Source organism: Kitasatospora sp. NPDC093550 (assembly GCF_044764985.1).
Classification (GTDB): Bacteria; Actinomycetota; Actinomycetes; order Streptomycetales; family Streptomycetaceae; genus Kitasatospora.
Genome location: NZ_JBIWJF010000003.1, coordinates 57,364 through 72,395, shown reverse-complemented (window position 1 = coordinate 72,395; position 15,032 = coordinate 57,364). Strand labels below are relative to the sequence as shown.

Annotated in this window: 16 protein-coding genes; 9 read left to right on the top strand and 7 right to left on the bottom strand. The window is 73.4% G+C overall.

Features of this window, described 5'->3' with window-relative positions:
* Positions 1-238 precede the first annotated feature (238 nt).
* The gene (locus tag ACIRD3_RS05760; RefSeq protein WP_402212136.1) at positions 239-1,462 is read left to right on the top strand and encodes a sensor histidine kinase; all 1,224 of its coding nucleotides are present in this window, start codon (positions 239-241) and stop codon (positions 1,460-1,462) included.
* A gap of 109 nt (positions 1,463-1,571) precedes the next feature.
* On the opposite strand, the gene ACIRD3_RS05755 is transcribed toward ACIRD3_RS05760, so the two are convergent.
* Positions 1,572-2,123 carry a MarR family winged helix-turn-helix transcriptional regulator gene (locus ACIRD3_RS05755; protein ID WP_402212134.1) on the bottom strand — a complete coding sequence of 184 codons (552 nt, stop codon included), beginning with the start codon at positions 2,121-2,123 and terminating at the stop codon, positions 1,572-1,574.
* A gap of 75 nt (positions 2,124-2,198) precedes the next feature.
* On the opposite strand from ACIRD3_RS05755, the gene ACIRD3_RS05750 reads away from it, so the two are divergent.
* Positions 2,199-2,915 carry an SDR family NAD(P)-dependent oxidoreductase gene (locus ACIRD3_RS05750; RefSeq protein ID WP_402212131.1) on the top strand — a complete coding sequence of 239 codons (717 nt, stop codon included), beginning with the start codon at positions 2,199-2,201 and terminating at the stop codon, positions 2,913-2,915.
* Positions 2,916-2,924: 9 nt separating this feature from the next.
* Here the strand turns inward: ACIRD3_RS05750 and ACIRD3_RS05745 are convergent, their stop codons facing one another.
* Entirely contained in the window at positions 2,925-3,593 is a 669-nt protein-coding gene (locus ACIRD3_RS05745) for a response regulator (protein WP_402212129.1), read from the bottom strand.
* A gap of 189 nt (positions 3,594-3,782) precedes the next feature.
* Between ACIRD3_RS05745 and ACIRD3_RS05740 the strand changes: the two genes are divergently transcribed.
* The gene (locus tag ACIRD3_RS05740) at positions 3,783-4,193 is read left to right on the top strand and encodes a MarR family transcriptional regulator (protein ID WP_402212855.1); all 411 of its coding nucleotides are present in this window, start codon (positions 3,783-3,785) and stop codon (positions 4,191-4,193) included.
* A gap of 212 nt (positions 4,194-4,405) precedes the next feature.
* A complete protein-coding gene (locus ACIRD3_RS05735) occupies positions 4,406-5,800 on the top strand; it encodes an MFS transporter (protein WP_402212126.1) in 1,395 nt (464 codons plus the stop codon).
* Between the two features lie 7 nt (positions 5,801-5,807).
* Here ACIRD3_RS05735 and ACIRD3_RS05730 read toward each other — a convergent pair whose 3' ends face one another.
* Both ACIRD3_RS05730 and ACIRD3_RS05725 read right to left on the bottom strand, forming a co-directional pair.
* Positions 5,808-6,308, bottom strand: a complete 501-nt coding sequence (locus ACIRD3_RS05730; protein WP_402212124.1) for a DUF5959 family protein — start codon at positions 6,306-6,308, stop codon at positions 5,808-5,810.
* A gap of 368 nt (positions 6,309-6,676) precedes the next feature.
* Positions 6,677-7,675: a ScbA/BarX family gamma-butyrolactone biosynthesis protein gene (locus tag ACIRD3_RS05725; RefSeq protein ID WP_402212121.1), complete on the bottom strand. Its 999-nt coding sequence runs from the start codon at positions 7,673-7,675 to the stop codon at positions 6,677-6,679.
* A 463-nt stretch (positions 7,676-8,138) separates the two neighbouring features.
* On the opposite strand from ACIRD3_RS05725, the gene ACIRD3_RS05720 reads away from it, so the two are divergent.
* From ACIRD3_RS05720 to ACIRD3_RS05705, 4 genes are all read left to right on the top strand, one after another.
* A complete protein-coding gene (locus ACIRD3_RS05720; protein ID WP_402212118.1) occupies positions 8,139-8,909 on the top strand; it encodes a ScbR family autoregulator-binding transcription factor in 771 nt (256 codons plus the stop codon).
* A gap of 256 nt (positions 8,910-9,165) precedes the next feature.
* The gene (locus tag ACIRD3_RS05715; RefSeq protein WP_402212853.1) at positions 9,166-10,020 is read left to right on the top strand and encodes a BTAD domain-containing putative transcriptional regulator; all 855 of its coding nucleotides are present in this window, start codon (positions 9,166-9,168) and stop codon (positions 10,018-10,020) included.
* 267 nt (positions 10,021-10,287) lie between these two features.
* Positions 10,288-10,602 carry an ArsR/SmtB family transcription factor gene (locus ACIRD3_RS05710; RefSeq protein ID WP_402212115.1) on the top strand — a complete coding sequence of 105 codons (315 nt, stop codon included), beginning with the start codon at positions 10,288-10,290 and terminating at the stop codon, positions 10,600-10,602.
* Positions 10,599-11,009 carry an SRPBCC domain-containing protein gene (locus ACIRD3_RS05705; protein WP_402212112.1) on the top strand — a complete coding sequence of 137 codons (411 nt, stop codon included), beginning with the start codon at positions 10,599-10,601 and terminating at the stop codon, positions 11,007-11,009. The genes ACIRD3_RS05710 and ACIRD3_RS05705 overlap by 4 nt, the downstream gene beginning before the upstream one ends.
* A 59-nt stretch (positions 11,010-11,068) precedes the next feature.
* On the opposite strand, the gene ACIRD3_RS05700 is transcribed toward ACIRD3_RS05705, so the two are convergent.
* From ACIRD3_RS05700 to ACIRD3_RS05690, 3 genes are all read right to left on the bottom strand, one after another.
* Positions 11,069-12,175 (bottom strand): hypothetical protein, encoded by a 1,107-nt coding sequence (locus ACIRD3_RS05700; RefSeq protein WP_402212109.1) that lies wholly within the window; start codon positions 12,173-12,175, stop codon positions 11,069-11,071.
* A 195-nt stretch (positions 12,176-12,370) separates the two neighbouring features.
* Positions 12,371-12,808: an SgcJ/EcaC family oxidoreductase gene (locus tag ACIRD3_RS05695; protein WP_402212106.1), complete on the bottom strand. Its 438-nt coding sequence runs from the start codon at positions 12,806-12,808 to the stop codon at positions 12,371-12,373.
* A 106-nt stretch (positions 12,809-12,914) separates the two neighbouring features.
* Positions 12,915-13,643, bottom strand: a complete 729-nt coding sequence (locus tag ACIRD3_RS05690; RefSeq protein WP_402212103.1) for a TioE family transcriptional regulator — start codon at positions 13,641-13,643, stop codon at positions 12,915-12,917.
* Positions 13,644-13,750: 107 nt separating this feature from the next.
* On the opposite strand from ACIRD3_RS05690, the gene ACIRD3_RS05685 reads away from it, so the two are divergent.
* Positions 13,751-15,025 carry an erythromycin esterase family protein gene (locus tag ACIRD3_RS05685; RefSeq protein WP_402212100.1) on the top strand — a complete coding sequence of 425 codons (1,275 nt, stop codon included), beginning with the start codon at positions 13,751-13,753 and terminating at the stop codon, positions 15,023-15,025.
* The last annotated feature ends 7 nt before the right edge of the window (positions 15,026-15,032 follow it).

Here is a 15,032-nt window from a genome sequence, read left to right as displayed (position 1 = left end):
GTGAGGTGACGGGCGCGGGGCGGCTGCTTCGGGCGGCTGTTCCGGACGGCGGCTCGAGGCGGAGGCACGCGGTGGAGGAACGGGGACGGGCGGGTGGATGCGGTGTTCCGGCGGCGCCTGGTGGATGCTGGGGGCCGGTCGGCGGGTGAGCGGTGAGGTGGTCGGCGGTGCGGCGGGCGGCGGTGAGGTGGGCACGGTGAGGTGGGCGTCGGTGCGGCGGACGGAGGTGCGGCGAGCGATGGCCGAGCGGCGGCGGTTCCTGGCGGTGCGCGGGGACGAGGTGGCGTTCGCCGTCCTCGGGCTGCCGCTGGGGGTGCTCGGCGGCGTCTACGCCGTCGCCGTCCTCTACGCCGGGGCGCTGCTCTCCCTCACCGTCCTGGGCCTGCCGTTCGTGGTGGCCGCGTTGCTCGGGGCCCGGCGGATCGGCCGGCTGCACCGGTGGCTGGTGGGGTGGCTGCTCGACGAGACGGTGCCGGAACCGGCGGCGCTGCCGCGTCCGCCCGGGGTGTTCGCCCGGGGCCGGGCGGTGCTCACCGACCCGGTGGCCTGGCGGGTGCTGCTCTACCTCGTCCTGCGGCTGCCGCTGGGGGTGGTCGGCTTCGTGGCCGCGGTCGGGCTGCCGCTCGGCGCCCTCTGGCTGCCCGGCTTCCCGCTCTGGGTACGGCTGCTGGAGCCGGGCCCGAGGCCGTTCGGCTGGGCGGACGTGGGCGCGATCCCGTTCGGCCTCGCCCTGCTGGCCGTCGTCCCGGCGGTGCTGCGGGCGCTGAGCCGGGCGAACCGGGCTCTCGCCCGAATGCTGCTCGGCCCGGTGCGCTCGCAGCAGCGGGTGCGCGAGCTGGAGAGCGCCCGGGCCACCCTGCTGGCCGAGAACAGCGGCCGACTACGGCGCCTGGAGCGCGACCTGCACGACGGCACCCAGGCCCAGCTGGTCGCGATCGCCATCACCCTCTCGCTGGCCGACGACGCCCTCGCCGATCCGGCCGAGCCCGACCTCGGGCGGCTGCGCACGCTGGTCGACCGGGCCCGCGGGCAGACCGACGACACCATCACCGGCCTGCGCCGGCTGACCAGGGGTATCCACCCGGTGGCCCTGGACGGCGGGTTGGCCGAAGCGCTGCCCTCGCTGACCGCCACCTCGCCGGTGCCGGTCACGGTCCGGCTGGACCTGCGGGAGCGGCCGGAGGAGGTGATCGAGCAGGCCGTCTACTTCTGCGCGGCCGAACTGCTCACCAACATGGCCAAGCACAGCGACGCGCGCTCGGCCGAGCTGACCGCGACCGCCGCCGACGGGAGGGTCCGGCTGACCGTCCGCGACGACGGACGCGGCGGCGCCGCGATCGGCGCGGGCACCGGACTCGCCGGCCTGGCCGAGCGCCTCGCGGCGGTGGACGGCGCGCTGCGGGTGGACAGCCCGCCGGGCGGCCCGACCCTGATCAGCGCCGAGCTGCCCGTCAGGCTGTGACGGGCGAGGGGAGGGCGGCGGCGCGCCCATGGGAGGAGCTCATGGGCCCGGGGGCATGAGGAGGTCTCATGACCTCTCCCCTCTCACGAGAGTCGCTCATGAGCAGCCGTCAAGCGGGTTCGTCGCTGGAGGTGGTGCGCCGTCGGACGTCGGCCATCAGTTTGCCCAGGAGTGCGATGAGCGCGGTGCGCTCCTCGTCGGTCAGCCCGCTGACGAGCGAGGCTTCCCGACCGAGGACGGTGTCGACGGACCGCTCGATCAGCGTGTGGCCCCTGGCGGTGAGTTCCACCAGGACGGTCCGGCGGCCCGTGCTCGCGGCTGTCCGCTCGACGAGGCCGTCCCGCTCGGCTCGTGCGATGCGCTGGGAGACGGCTCCGGCGGTGACCATGGTCCGGCGGGCGATCTCGCGGGTGCTGAGGCGGTAGGGCGGACCGGACCGGCGGATGACGGAGAGCAGGTCGAGGGTGGCCGCGTCGATCCCCGCTGCTCGCAGGGCCCGGGCGCGGTCGTCGGTGAAGAGCTTGGCCAGCCACCAGAGGGGGGTGACGATCTCGATCGACCCGGTCGGGGTGCCCGGTCGCTCCCGTTGCCAGGCCGCGGCGATCTCCGCGGCGGAGTGGGCGGGCGGCGGTGGTTCCTCAGCTTGGGCCAGGTCGTCCACGGTGTGATCCCCTGTCAGTCCGATGCGGTTCGGGTTATGTTTAGGTCTAAACGTATCAATGGACAGGGGGAGCCCATGACCCGCACCGTGCTCGTCACCGGAGGAACCAGCGGCATCGGCCGGGCGATCGCCCGGATGTTCGCCGCCGAGCGGGCGAAGGTCTTCATCACCGGACGTCACGCCGACACCGTCGGGTCGGCGGCCGAGGAGTCGGGGGTGCACGGGGTCGTCTGCGACGCGACCGACCCGGACCAGGTGGCCTCGCTGGCCGATCGCGTCGGGCAGCTGGACGTCCTGGTCAACGCCGCCGGCGGCCTGGCCCCGGCGGTGCCGGGGGGCGCCGCACCGCTGGAGGCGCTGCTCGCCCAGTGGCAGGCCAACCTGGCGCAGAACCTGCTCACCGCGGTGCTGACCACGGCCGCGCTGCAGGACCGATTCGTCCGCGGCGGCTCCGTCATCAGCATCGGGTCGATCGGCGCCGAACGTCGCGGTGGCTCTTACGGCGCGGCCAAGGCGGCTCTGGCCGCGTGGAACGCCGGGTTGTCTGCGGAACTCGCCCCCGGTGGCGTGACCTGCAACGTCATATCCGCGGGCTACGTCGAGGGCACCAACTTCTTCGCCGGCGGGCTGAGCGACGAACGCCACCGTGCGCTGGTGGAGGAGACGCACGACAAGCGGCCGGGAACGGCCGACGACATCGCCCAGACCGCGTGCTTCCTCGCCTCCCCGGGGGCCCGGCACATCACCGGACAGACCATCCACGTCAACGGGGGCGCCTTCACCACGCGGTAGCACGGCGGTTCAGGAAGCGCCGTGCTCCGCGAGGTAGGCGAGCACGGCCTTGACGCGGCGGTTGTCGGCGTCGGTCGCGGGCAGGTCGAACTTGGCGAACACGGCGGCCACGTGCTTCTCGACGGCCCGCTCGGACACCACGAGCCGGGTGGCGATCGAGCGGTTGGAGTGGCCCTGGGCCATCAGCTCCAGCACCTCCCGCTCGCGCGGGGTGAGCGTGTCCACCAGGCTGCGGCGTCGGCCGCGGATCAGCCCGTTGACGATCTCCGGGTCGAGCGCCGTGCCGCCCGCGGCGACCCGCTGCAGGGCGTCCACGAACTGGGAGGTACGGGCCACCCGCTCCTTGAGCAGATAGCCGATGCCGGCGGCCCCGCCGTCCAACAGGCGGGCCGCCCAGGCGGTTTCGACGTGCTGGGAGAAGACGAGGATGCCGACCTCGGGCAGCGCGGCGCGGATCTCGACGGCCGCCCGGATGCCCTCGTCGGTGTGGGTCGGTGGCATCCGGATGTCCACCACGGCCACGTCGGGCCGGTGTTCGGTGACGGCGGCGACCAGCTCGGGCCCCGTGCCGGCGGTGGCGACCACCGCGCAGCCGCGCGCGGTGAGGAGTTCGACCATCCCGTCGCGGAGGATCACCGAGTCCTCGGCGAGGACGACACGGAGCTGCTTGTCGGTCATGCCGTCATTATCCCGGGCGCTCGGGGTGGCGGTCGCCGGACCTCGGCGCCCCGGGAAGATCTTCAGTCCAGACTGGACAGTCCAGACTGATGAAATTACCGTGGAAGCGTGACCGAGAAGCGAACCGCCGCTGGCGCCTCCTCCGCCGATGCCGCGCCCGCCGATGCCGCGCCCGCTGACTCCGCGGCCCTGGCGGCCCGCGAGCTGCGCGCCGTCTTCAGCCGGCTGCGCCGCACCCTCCGGGAGGCGAGCGGGACCAGTGACCTCACCCCCTCGCAGGCCGCCGTGCTCAGTCGGCTGATCAATGACGGCCTGAGCTCCGCCAGTGAGCTGGCCGTCGCCGAACGGGTCCGGCCGCAGTCCATGGCGGCCACCCTCGCCGCGCTGGAACAGCGCGGCCTGATCGAGCGCCGACCCGACCCGGAGGACGGCCGTCGGCAGCTGATCAGCCTCACCGGGGCCGGCGTGGAGCTGATCGCGGACAGTCGCCGGGCGCGCGAGGAGTGGCTGGCCCGGGCGATGGAGGAGCGGTACACCGAGGCCGAACGCGGCACCGTGCTGGCCGCGCTGGCCCTGCTCGACCGGTTGAACCGGCGATGACCGGCTCGGCAGGCCGGTCTCCCCGGCTCCGGGGCGACCGCTTCCGGGCCGGTCGTCCGCCGTCAGGTCGTGCGTGGTCCGGTCGTCCGTGGGCCGGTCGTCCGCCGTCAGGTCATGCGTGGTCCGGTCGTCCGTGGTCCCATCGTCTCCGGCCGGACCGGTGTCAACTCGCCCCGGGCGGAGGCGGGTTCGACCGACGGCTGATCGCCCCGATGGTGCTGGGCTCGGTGCTCAACCCGATCAACTCCTCGATGATCGCGGTGGCCCTGGTGCCGGTGGGCGCCGCCTTCGGTGCACCGCCCGGCGAGACCGCCTGGCTGGTCACCGGGCTCTACCTCGCCACCGCCGTCGGCCAGCCGGTGATCGGGCGCCTGGTGGACACCTACGGGCCGCGGCGCCTGTACCTCGCCGGGACGGCCCTGGTCGGCGTGGCCGGCCTGCTCGGTGCGCTCGCCCCGTCGCTCGGGCTGCTGATCGTCGCCCGGGTGCTGCTCGGGCTGGGCACCTCGGCGGCGTATCCGGCCGCGATGCACCTCACCCGCAGTGAGGCCGAGCGGACCGGGGAGTCCAGCCCCACCGGGGTGTTGACCGTGCTCGCCGTCGCCAACCAGACCGTCGCCGTGGTCGGCCCGACCCTCGGCGGACTGCTGATCGGGGTGGGCGGCTGGCGGACGGTCCTCGCCGTCAACGTCCCGCTCTCACTGGCCTGTCTGCTGCTCGGGGCGGCCCGACTGCCGATCGCCGCCGCGCACCGCGAGCAGCTGCACCACGGGCGGCCGAAACGCGAGCGGCTGCACCACGAGCAGCTGCACCACGGGCGGCCGCACCGGCCCGAGCGCCTCGACCACGCCGGGATCGCGCTGTTCGCCGTCCTGCTGCTCTCCTTGATGCTGTTCCTGATGAAGCCCGGCGCCGCGCTCTGGTACCTGCCGGTGCTGTCCCTGCTGGCGGCCGTCGGTTTCGCGGTGCGCGAGGCCCGGGCCCGTACCCCGTTCATCGACCTGCGGGCGCTCGCCGGAAACCGTCCGCTGGTCGCCACGTACCTGCGCCAACTCCTCGGCTACACCACGGTCTACGCCTTCCTCTACGGCTACACCCAGTGGCTGGAGGAGGGGCGGGGCCTGTCCGCCGCCACCGCCGGGCTGATCTTCCTGCCGCTGTCGCTCACCGCCCTCGCGGTCTCCGGCCTCACCGGCCGCAGTTCGGCGGTGCGCGGAAAGCTGCTGATCGGGGCGGTCTGCCAGATGGCCGCCTGCGCCGGCCTGTCGCTGGTGCGCGCGGACAGTCCGGTGGTGCTGCTGATCGCGGTCGGCGTGGTGGCCGGCGTGCCGCAGGGCCTGATCGGGCTCGGCAATCAGACCGCCCTCTACCACCAGGCCGACCCGGCCGCCATCGCGTCCGCGGCGGGGCTGCTGCGCACCTTCATGTATCTGGGCGCGATGGCCGCCTCCGCCGCGAACGCCGCCTTCTTCCCGCGGGGCGCCACCACGGGAGGGCTGCACCACCTCGCGCTGTTCATGCTCGGCGGCGCGGCCCTGCTGTTCCTCCTCGCCCTGCCCGACCGCTCGCTCGGCCGATGGGGAAGTGCTGGGGCATCAGGACATTGACGGTCCGTCAGTGCTCCTCGGTCGTAGTGCCGGGCCAGTCGTGGGCACCCGGCTCGACCGCGAGCGTCCCGGGCGGATAGGCGTCCCGGACGAGCTTGAGCAGGGCCCGCTGCTCGTCCAGCCAGCCGGGGGCGGGGGAGAGGACGACCCGGAGGGTGACGCCCGAGTCCTCCGCGTCCGACACCGTCACCCAGAGCCCGCCCGGACGTCCGGGCTCGATCCGCAGCTCGGGGCCGTGCTCCTCGTCCAGCCAGCGGACCGCGCAACCCTGGCCGAGGCGGTCCAGGGCGGCGTCCCACTGCCGCAGCTGGCGATCGGTGACCAGGGTGACGAACTGCCCGCGCACCGAGTCGGCGGTGACGGTGATCTCGCAGTCCAGCCAGTCGTGCCCGAGCGGGGACCCCGGAGCGTGCCGCCCCAGGACCCGGACCCGGACGTTGCGGCCACCGGTCCGTCCATCGCGACCGGGTGCGTCGTCCGTTCCCGGACGGTCCGTCAGTCTGATCAACTCATATGGGTGCGAAGCGACTTCACTCACTGCGTACTCCCCGTCGGCAGCGGATCCAAGGGCTGACATCCTCGCGCAGGTGTTCGTTCCGGGGCCAGACCGGGGGGTCGTGGGTTCCTCCCAGGATTCGTCCCCGGGCCGCCGTGGCGGGCCGGGCGGCGACGAACGGCGGGCCGCATGGCGGGCGCCGGGTGGCTCGCCGGGGGACGCAGGGGGCGGGAAGGCCGACGGCCCGCCGGACCGGGGAGGTCGGGCGGGCCGCTCGGGCGGGTCGGGGCGGGGCGGGTGCTCCGCCGTGTCGATGGTCCTGCCGCACCGGCTGCCCGCTCGGTGCGGTGACGGGCCTGCGGGTCAGACGGGCCCGCGGGTCAGCGGTGGTCCGGGTGGCCGGTGAGGACGGTGGTGAAGATCGGCTCGCCGTGCTGATGGCCGGTGACGGTGGTGGTCAGGGTGTCCTCGTCCTCGCCGGGGGTGTGCCGGGCGGTGATGGTGGTGGCCGCGTCGTACTCGGCGTAGCGGTGGAAGGTGGTGGCCGCGGAGGTCGGCGTGACGGCGACCGGGCTGGTCAGCGCGTTGGTGGCCTGGCGGGCGGCCTCCAGCAGGACCATGCCGGGGATGTGGTCGTTGGCGTGGTCGAAGAGGATCGGGTGCCAGAAGTCGGGGGTGAGGTGCCAGGTGCCCGGCGCGTCGGCGGGGCTGAGGACGACGTCGCAGGGGCGGAGCCGGCCGACCCGGGCCGGCGGCAGCGGCTCGGCGGTCACGCCGGGTGCCGGGAGCGCGTCGACCTCGTGGCGGCCCCGGCGGAGCCGCTGGTAGGTCGCGTTCGGCACGGTGGTGAAGCGGGCGTGCCCGGTGGCGGCCAGCTGCGTCCCGCGTCGGACGATCGTGCTGAGCGTGAAGTCGACCGTGGTGCGGGTGCGGCGCGGCTGGGCGACGAGCTTGGCCTCGATCGTGAGGTCGGTGGGCGTCGCGCCGATCAGGAGCTGGCGCGGGCGGGTGGTGTAGTCGAGGTTCCACATCATGAACTTGTGGTCGAGCGGGACGCCGAACCGGGTGTGGGCGAGGTAGAGCCCGGCCTGGCGGATCGTTTCAGCAGCTTGGATCGGGTCGTGCCGGGTGCCGTCCGGGGTGCTGAAGAACGTGTGCGCCCGGGGCCATTGCGCGGAGACCGCGAAAGTGGTCTCGTTCAGCTGCTCGCTGCCGGTGAGGAAGACCTCGGCGTGGCAGGCCCGGTGGACGTACTCCTTGGCGACGGTGCTGGTCAGGCGAGGTTCCGGGCCGGCTGCCAGGGCCGGCCCGGGGAAGGCCCCGGGGTCCTCGGCGGTGGCGGGGGCGGAGGCAGGCGTGCGGAAGGCAAGCAGAGTCATGGGGAGCGCTCCGAAAGGCCGTGACGGGCGGGGTGGGCTGCTCAGGGCTCGTAAGATACGTACCTACCGGTTTGCTTTTCAAGGCGCCTGGGCGAAGGTTCGTCGGCGGCCGAGCGCGATCGTTCGGGTACTCCCCGTGGGTATCGGGGCCCCTCGGCGGACGGTGCTGGATGGGTCAAGCTTGATTGACCTGCGGTGATTTCATGACCCTGACTTGACGGGTTCATTATCACGCGGGTGCTCCGGTGGGCGAGGGGCCGCTGCAAGTAGCAGGGGTTCCTCCGGTTCCAGGGGCTCCGGTCGGGGGTTCGGACACCTGCGCGACCGATACCGTCCATGCGGTTTTCGCTCACTCAAAGACGGCCCTAGGTGACCTGGCGCTCAGGGATCGGCCGAACGCGCGCCGGGTAAGATACGGGGTGTTTGGTTTTGTTTGCCGAGCGTTTCGGGTGGGGTGGTTGCGGTGGTGCGGCAGGAACGGGCGGTCCGGACGCGTCGGCAGATCCTTGAGGCGGCGGCATCGGTCTTCGACGAGTACGGGTACGAGGGCGCGACGATCGGCGAGGTCGTCGCCCGCGCGGGAGTGACCCGCGGCGCGGTGTACTTCCACTTCGCCTCGAAGCGGGAGCTCGCCCAGGGGGTCGTCGAGGAGCAGTTCGGCCGCGACGAGATCCCCGAACGGCACTGCAAGCTCCAGGAGTTCGTGGACCTCGGCATGGTGGTCGCCCACCTCATGCCGAGGGACCCGCTGTTGAGCGCGGGTGCGCGGCTCTCCCTCGGCCAGGACGTCTTCGGCGAGTTCAGCGGCGGCGCCGCGCCCGGGTGGATCCAGCGGGCCGAGAGCGTGCTGACGGCGGCCGGCGAACGCGGCGAACTGCTTCCGCAGGTGGTGCCCGCCGAAACCGCGTGGCTGGTCACCGGTGCCTGGACGGGCGTGCAGATCCAGTCCCAGAAGATGTCCGGCCGGGCGGACCTGGAGCGCCGGGTCGCCGTGCTCTACCAGCATCTGATGCCGAGCATCGCCGTGCCCGGGGTGCTCGCCACGCTCGACCTCGGCGTGGACCGGGGCGGCCGGGTGGTGGCGGAACTGCAGGCGGCCCGGGCCGCGGCCGGGGGCGGCGAGGGCGGAGGGGGCGGCGGGGGCGGCGAGGGCGAAGGTCGCGTCGGTGAGGGGCGCGTCGGTGAGGGGGAGGCCGCCGAGGGGGCCCGCCTGGGCGGGGCCGCGTCGCGCTGAGGCCCGTCCGAGACCCTCCCCGAGTCCTGCGGGGAGCACCGCTCCACCCGCTGTCCCGTTCCAGGGGCGATTCCTCCGCCCAGAAACAAACAGCGCGTTCGGTTTTGTATTGACAAACCGTCCGTCCTGTTTTTGGATAGGCGTCGGGTGCTCAAACGATCCTCCGCGGAGCCTCGCGGAAGCGTCGAGCAGAGGAGCGCCCGCCCGGCCGGTGGCCGTCGGGGTCGCCGATCCGTCTGGATTTGGGGTGGTCGTCGTGGAAATCCGGGTGCTGGGGGCCTTGGGGGTCCAACTGTGCGGGGTGTCGGTGGTGCCGACGGCCCCGAAGCCTCGGCAGGTGCTCGCCCTGCTCGCGTTACGGGCCGACCAGGTCGTCCCGGCCGGCGGCCTCGCCGAGGAACTCTGGTGCGGCCGCCCGCCGCGCAGCGCGCGCACCACCGTGCAGACCTACGTCCTGCAGCTGCGCGACCTCATCGACCGTGCGCTCGCCCAGGGGGAGGGCGGTCCGGGAGCGTCCTGCGCCAAGGACGTCCTGGTCACCTCGGCCGGCGGCTACATGCTGAACAGCGGCGGCGGACTCGTCGACCTCCAGGAGTTCGACCGCCTCGCCGGGCACGGCTACCGCGCCATGGACGCCGGTGACTTTCCGCTCGCCGCCCGCCAGTTGGGCGAGGCGCTGGCGCTGTGGCGCGGACCGGCCTTCGCGGACGTCCCGGTCGGCGGCCAACTCGCCGTCGAGGCCAAGCGCTTGGAGGAGACCCGGCTCTGCGCGCTGGACCAGCGGATCGAGGCGGACCTGCGGCTCGGGCGCCACCGGGTGCTGCTCGCCGAACTGACCGTCCTGGTCGACCGCTACCGCACCCATGAGAGCCTGCACGGCCAGTACATGATCGCCCTGCACCGCTCCGGTCGTCGCGGCGAGGCCCTGGAGGCCTACCAGCGCCTGCGGAACACCCTGGTACGGGAGTTGGGCATGGAGCCGTCCGGCGCGCTGCGCCGGCTGCAGCGCTCCATCCTGCTCGCCGGCCCCGAACGGCCCGAGCAGGACCAGCCGTCCGCCCTCGCCGACGGCCCCGCCGCCCGCCCCGCGCGCCTCACCCGGGTCGGCTGACCCGGAGGGCGGAGACCGGGTTCCAGGTCCCGGTACCGCGAAGCCTGACCCCGGCGAGCCGCCTCGCCGGGGTCCTGCCGAACGGCGCTCACGGGGCGCGTCCCTGCGGGAGCGGTCGGCCCGGGCGTGGCGCCATCGGCTCAGTGGTCTCGGGTCCTCGCCGGCCCGGGCTCGGAGGTCGCCGATCTGCTCGGGGAGTGACCGGGCCGCCCGTGGATGCGTCGGAGATTGTTGACGCGTCGGAATTATCCGACGCATAATGGCGCCATGCCCACCGACGTGTTCGGCGCGCTGGCCAATCCAGTCCGCCGCAGACTGCTCGAAAGCCTGCGGGACGGCCCCCGCTCCACAGGGGAGCTGGCCGGGATGTTCGAGCTCGGCAGGCCCGCGGTCTCCGAGCACCTGGCGGTGCTCCGCGCCGCCGGACTGGTGCGTGAGGAGCCGCGCGGCCGGTACCGCTTCCACCACCTCGAACCGGCGCGACTGGCCGAGGTGAGCGACTGGCTGCATCCGTTCGAGCACTACTGGAAGCAGCGCCTGGACGCGCTGTCCGATCTCCTGGACGAGGACGACGAGGCATGACCGAGAACAACACGATCACCTGCGAGAAGTTCCTGCCCCACCCGCCGGCCGCGGTGTGGAGGGCCCTGACCGACCCTGACCTCCACGCCCGCTGGTGGGCCGCCGGCGACATCAAGCCCGTCGCCGGACACCGCTTCACCCTCGACATGGGCGCCTTCGGCAGCCAGCCCTGTGAGGTCACCGAGGTGGACGACCAGCGGCTGCTGGCCTATCGGTTCGCCGAGGGCTCGCTCGACACCACCATCACCTGGACGCTGCACCCGGAGGGCGAGGGCACCCGCCTCGTCCTCACCCATGCGGGCTTCGACCTCGACTCACCGATGGGTCGGCAGGCGTACGACGGCATGGCCGAGGGCTGGCCCCTCGTCCTGGACCGGCTCGACTCCACCCTGGCCGAAACCGTCTGAGGCCGGCCCCGGGCCACCGTTGGTTCGTGGGTGGTGTTCGAGGGTCTGGACCGCGCCGCTCAGAAGGGGATGATCTGCAGGTTGGCGACGCTGTCGACGTCCTTGACGTACCCGCCGGCGTAGAAGGTGTGGCCGTCCGGGCCGACGGCCAGGCCGTTCACCCACACCTCGTCCAGCCCGGTCACCGTCTCGGCGGGGACGACCGCACCCGTCGCGGCGTCGAGGGCCAGGACGGAGGCGCCGCTGTCGGTGTCGCCGGTGGTGACGTAGAAGCGGGTACCGTCCACGCCGGGCCGCGGGTTGCCGAGACCGGCCCAGCTGCCGGTCAGGGTGAGGTGCGCGGTGGGGGTGTCGGTGGCGGTGTCGATGAGCTCGCCCTGGCCGCTGCCGGTCGCGTTCACCGCGAGCAGCCGACGGCCGTCCGGCGTGAGCGCCAGATCGTGACCCGTCCCCAGCGCCGTCGCCGTGTCGGGGATGGTCCGGACGACGGTCGGGACGGCGCCGGCGGTGTCCAGGCGCACCACGCCCGAGCTGCCGCCGACGTAGAGGCCGCGGCCGTCCGGTCGGACGGCCAGCCCTCGCGCCCAGACGGTCGGGACCTCGACCGAGCCGGTGAACCCCCGTTGCGCGGTGGCGAAGGTCAGGATCCGGCCGTTCCCCACGGCACGGAAGCCGTGCGGTCCGTCCTGGGAGATGTAGAGGGTCGCCCCGTCGGGGCTCAGCGCGAGGCGCTCGGTCTCGCCCGCGGTCCAGGAGTCCGGCCTCGGCTGGTCGGGCACGGTGGTCGTGTGGAGCACGGTGAGCGAGGCGGTGTCGACCACGGTCAGGGTGGACGCGTTCAGCAGGTAGAGCTGTGAGCCGTCCGGGCTGAGCGCCAGGCCCTTGAGCCAGTCGTCGTAGCCCACCGCGACCTGTCCGACGATCTCGTCCGTCCGGGTGTCGACCGCCTTGACGTAGAGGCGCTTCTGTCCGTCGGCGGTCGCGACGTAGGCCCTGGTGCCGTCCGGGCTGACGATCGGCACGGCCCGCGCTTGTCCCACGGCGATGGTCGCTTCGCTGCCGGCCATCGGCCCGGCGGCCTCGGCGGCCCCGCTCGCCAGTGCGAGCAGGGCTCCTGCGGCAACCGCCGATATCCCCCAACGGGCCATTGCGGCAAGAGACTTCATGTCCACGCTCCCCTCCCTGGCGCCGCCCGGTACGGCGTCGGAGGAAACGCTAGCCCGAGATGCCGGCGCCTGGGGCGACAATCAGGCACATTGTGGAGGCGATGTGTGCCGAGTGAGGACAATTGGTGGACTCCGCGGGTTCGCCGCCACCCGCCCGCTCTCGCGGAAGCCCTCTCGCGGTCCGGCCGGATCCGCTCATCGGGCGGGCCGATCGGCCCTCACCTCGGTGTTCTGGCCGGCGTGCAGCAGCCACCGTCCGTCGTCCTGCCTGGTCATGACGTACAGCGGGGCGCCTTCGGAGTCGCCCGCGGCGGAGTGGTACACCTGCCGCACCTTGACCGCCGCCACGTCGGGTCGCAGGAACCCGACGTGCGCCACCCGGTAGGTGACCTGGCCGTCCCAGTCGGCGGCGGGCAGGACGGCGCGGGTGAACTCGGCGATCGCGTCGAGGCCGAGGAGGACCTTGCCGTGGGCGGTGGTCCAGAGGGCCTCGGGGTGGAACAGGGCGAGGAAGCCCTCGGCGTCCTTGGCGCGCTGGGTGCGCTCGACGGTGGCGACCACCTGCTCGATCGCTTCGAGGTCCGCGGTGCGGACGGCGACGGCGGCGGTGGGGTCCGTGGTTTCGGTGTCCATGGGACCACCCTCGCCTCTCAAGTCCACTTGAGGTCAAGCCCGTCAGGCGGGTGAGGTCCCGTCGGGACGGTCACGCCCGTCAGGCGGGAAACGCCCCTCAGGTCGGTCAGGGCGCGGACCGCAGCGTCAGGTAGTCGTCGAGGCGGGCCCCCGCGGTGAGCATGGCGAGGCCGCGGGCGGTGAGGCGCCGCTGCCAGCCGTCCAGGGCGGAAGCCAGTTCGTCGGTGCCGCCCGCCGAGCGGATCTGCCGGACCACGGTGGCGATGTGGCCCAGCAAGTAGCCGCCGCGTCGGAGCAGGTGGGCGAGTTCGGCGTCCCGGACGTCGGCGGGGAGGTAGCCGCGGTGGCCGGTTCCGTGCTCGCGGACCGGGGTCAGGATGCCGGCGGCCTCCCAGGCGCGCAGGGTCGCGGGGGTGACACCGAGCCGGTGCGCGACCTCGCCGATGCTGAGCGGGCCGGGGGGCAGCGGCCGGTCGGGCCGGTCGACGGGGGCGGACGGCCCGCTCGCGGGCGCGGAGGTGAGATGGCCCACCGCCTCCCGGACGGCGGCCAAGGTCTCCCGGTCGCGCAGTAGTTGGGCGTGGCCGCGGTCGAGGGCGGTGAGGGCCTCGTCGAGCCGGTCGGCGTGGACGGCGGTCATGACCGGCCCGGCGGTCGCGTGCCCGTACGCGGTGACGAGGGCGAGGAAGGCGCGCAACGCGGCCGCGTGCAGCTCGGTGTAGATCCGGTAACCGGTGGGGGTGCGGTCGGCGGGCGGGAGACAGCCGTCGCGCTCGTAGTTGCGGACCGCCTGGGTGGAGATGCCGTGCTCGCGGGCGAGGTCGCAGGGGCGCATGGTCGTCGGTCGTCCTCAGTACGCGGTGGTTTGAGACTTTTCTCGGGATTCCTCGGGCTGACACCGGAAAAGTCTCAACCGTTCCTTCAAGGATACGCTTGAGGTTCATGAGCCAGGACATTCACGACTCCGTCATCCCGTCGTGCGAGCTGCTGGGGCTCGGTGAGCCGACGCACCAGGAGCCGGCCTTCGGGTGGATCCGCAACGAACTGTTCGCCCGGCTGGTCGACCGGGGCTTCCGGTCGATCGCCCTGGAAACCGACCGGGTGGCCGCGTTCACCGTGGACGACTTCGTCCGCGAGGGGGTGGGCACCCTCGACGCGGTGATGCGCGAGGGCTTCTCGCACGGCTTCGGCGAGCACGCCGCCAACCGCCGACTCGTCGCCTGGATGCGGGAGTTCAACCGGAACCGGCGGCCGGCGGACCGGCTGTCCTTCCACGGCTTCGACCTCCCGACCGAGAACTACAGCGCCCCCAGCCCGCGCCGCTACCTCGAACACGCCCGCGACTACCTGCGACTCGGCGCAGGCGTGGCCGTAGGCCCGGGCGCAGGCCCCGGCGCCGACGTCGACATCGCCGGTCCGGCCGGCGAGGACGAGCGCTGGAGCCGAGCCGAGGCGGTGCTGGACCCGGCGCAGTCGCCCGGTGCCACCGCCGAGGCCGGGCGGCTGCGCTGCCTGGCCGACGACCTGCTCGTCCGACTCCACGCGCGGGCGCCGGAGTTGATCGCCGCGACCTCCCCGGCGCGGTGGTCCAGGGCCAGGACGCAGCTGACCGCGGGCATCGACCTGCTGCGCTACCACGCGCAGTCGGCGATCCGGGGTCTCACCCCCAGCGACCGCCTGAGCGGCCTGCTCGGTGTGCGGGACGCGCTCATGGCGCAGAACCTCCTCGACATCCGCGAGCTCGAGGCGCGGCGCGGGCCGACCCTGGTCTTCTCGCACAACCAGCACCTGCGGCGGAACCCGAGCACCTGGGCGCTGGGCGAACTGGACTGCGGCTGGAACGGCGCGGGTCGCATCGTCGGCGCGCTGCTGGGCGAACGGTACGCCTTCATCGCCGCGAGCCTGGGTCGCAGCGAGGCCATCGGGCTGGGCGAACCGGCCCCGGGCACCTACGAGGCGCAGCTACAACAGCGCGTCAGCCACTGGGAGTTGACGGAGGCCAAGCTGTCCGCCGGAGGCCGTGCGCGCACCGACACCACGCCGCGACAAGGCTACTTCCCGCTCGACCGGGAGGTGCTCGACGGCGCGGCCGCGCTCCTGCACGTCGCGGACGGCGCGGCGGTGGCGGCAGCCGCCGAAGCGCCGGAGGCACCTGCGGAGGCACTGGCGGCAGCCGCGGAGCTGCTGGAGGCACCTGCGGCAGAACCCGAGGGCTGAGCAGCGT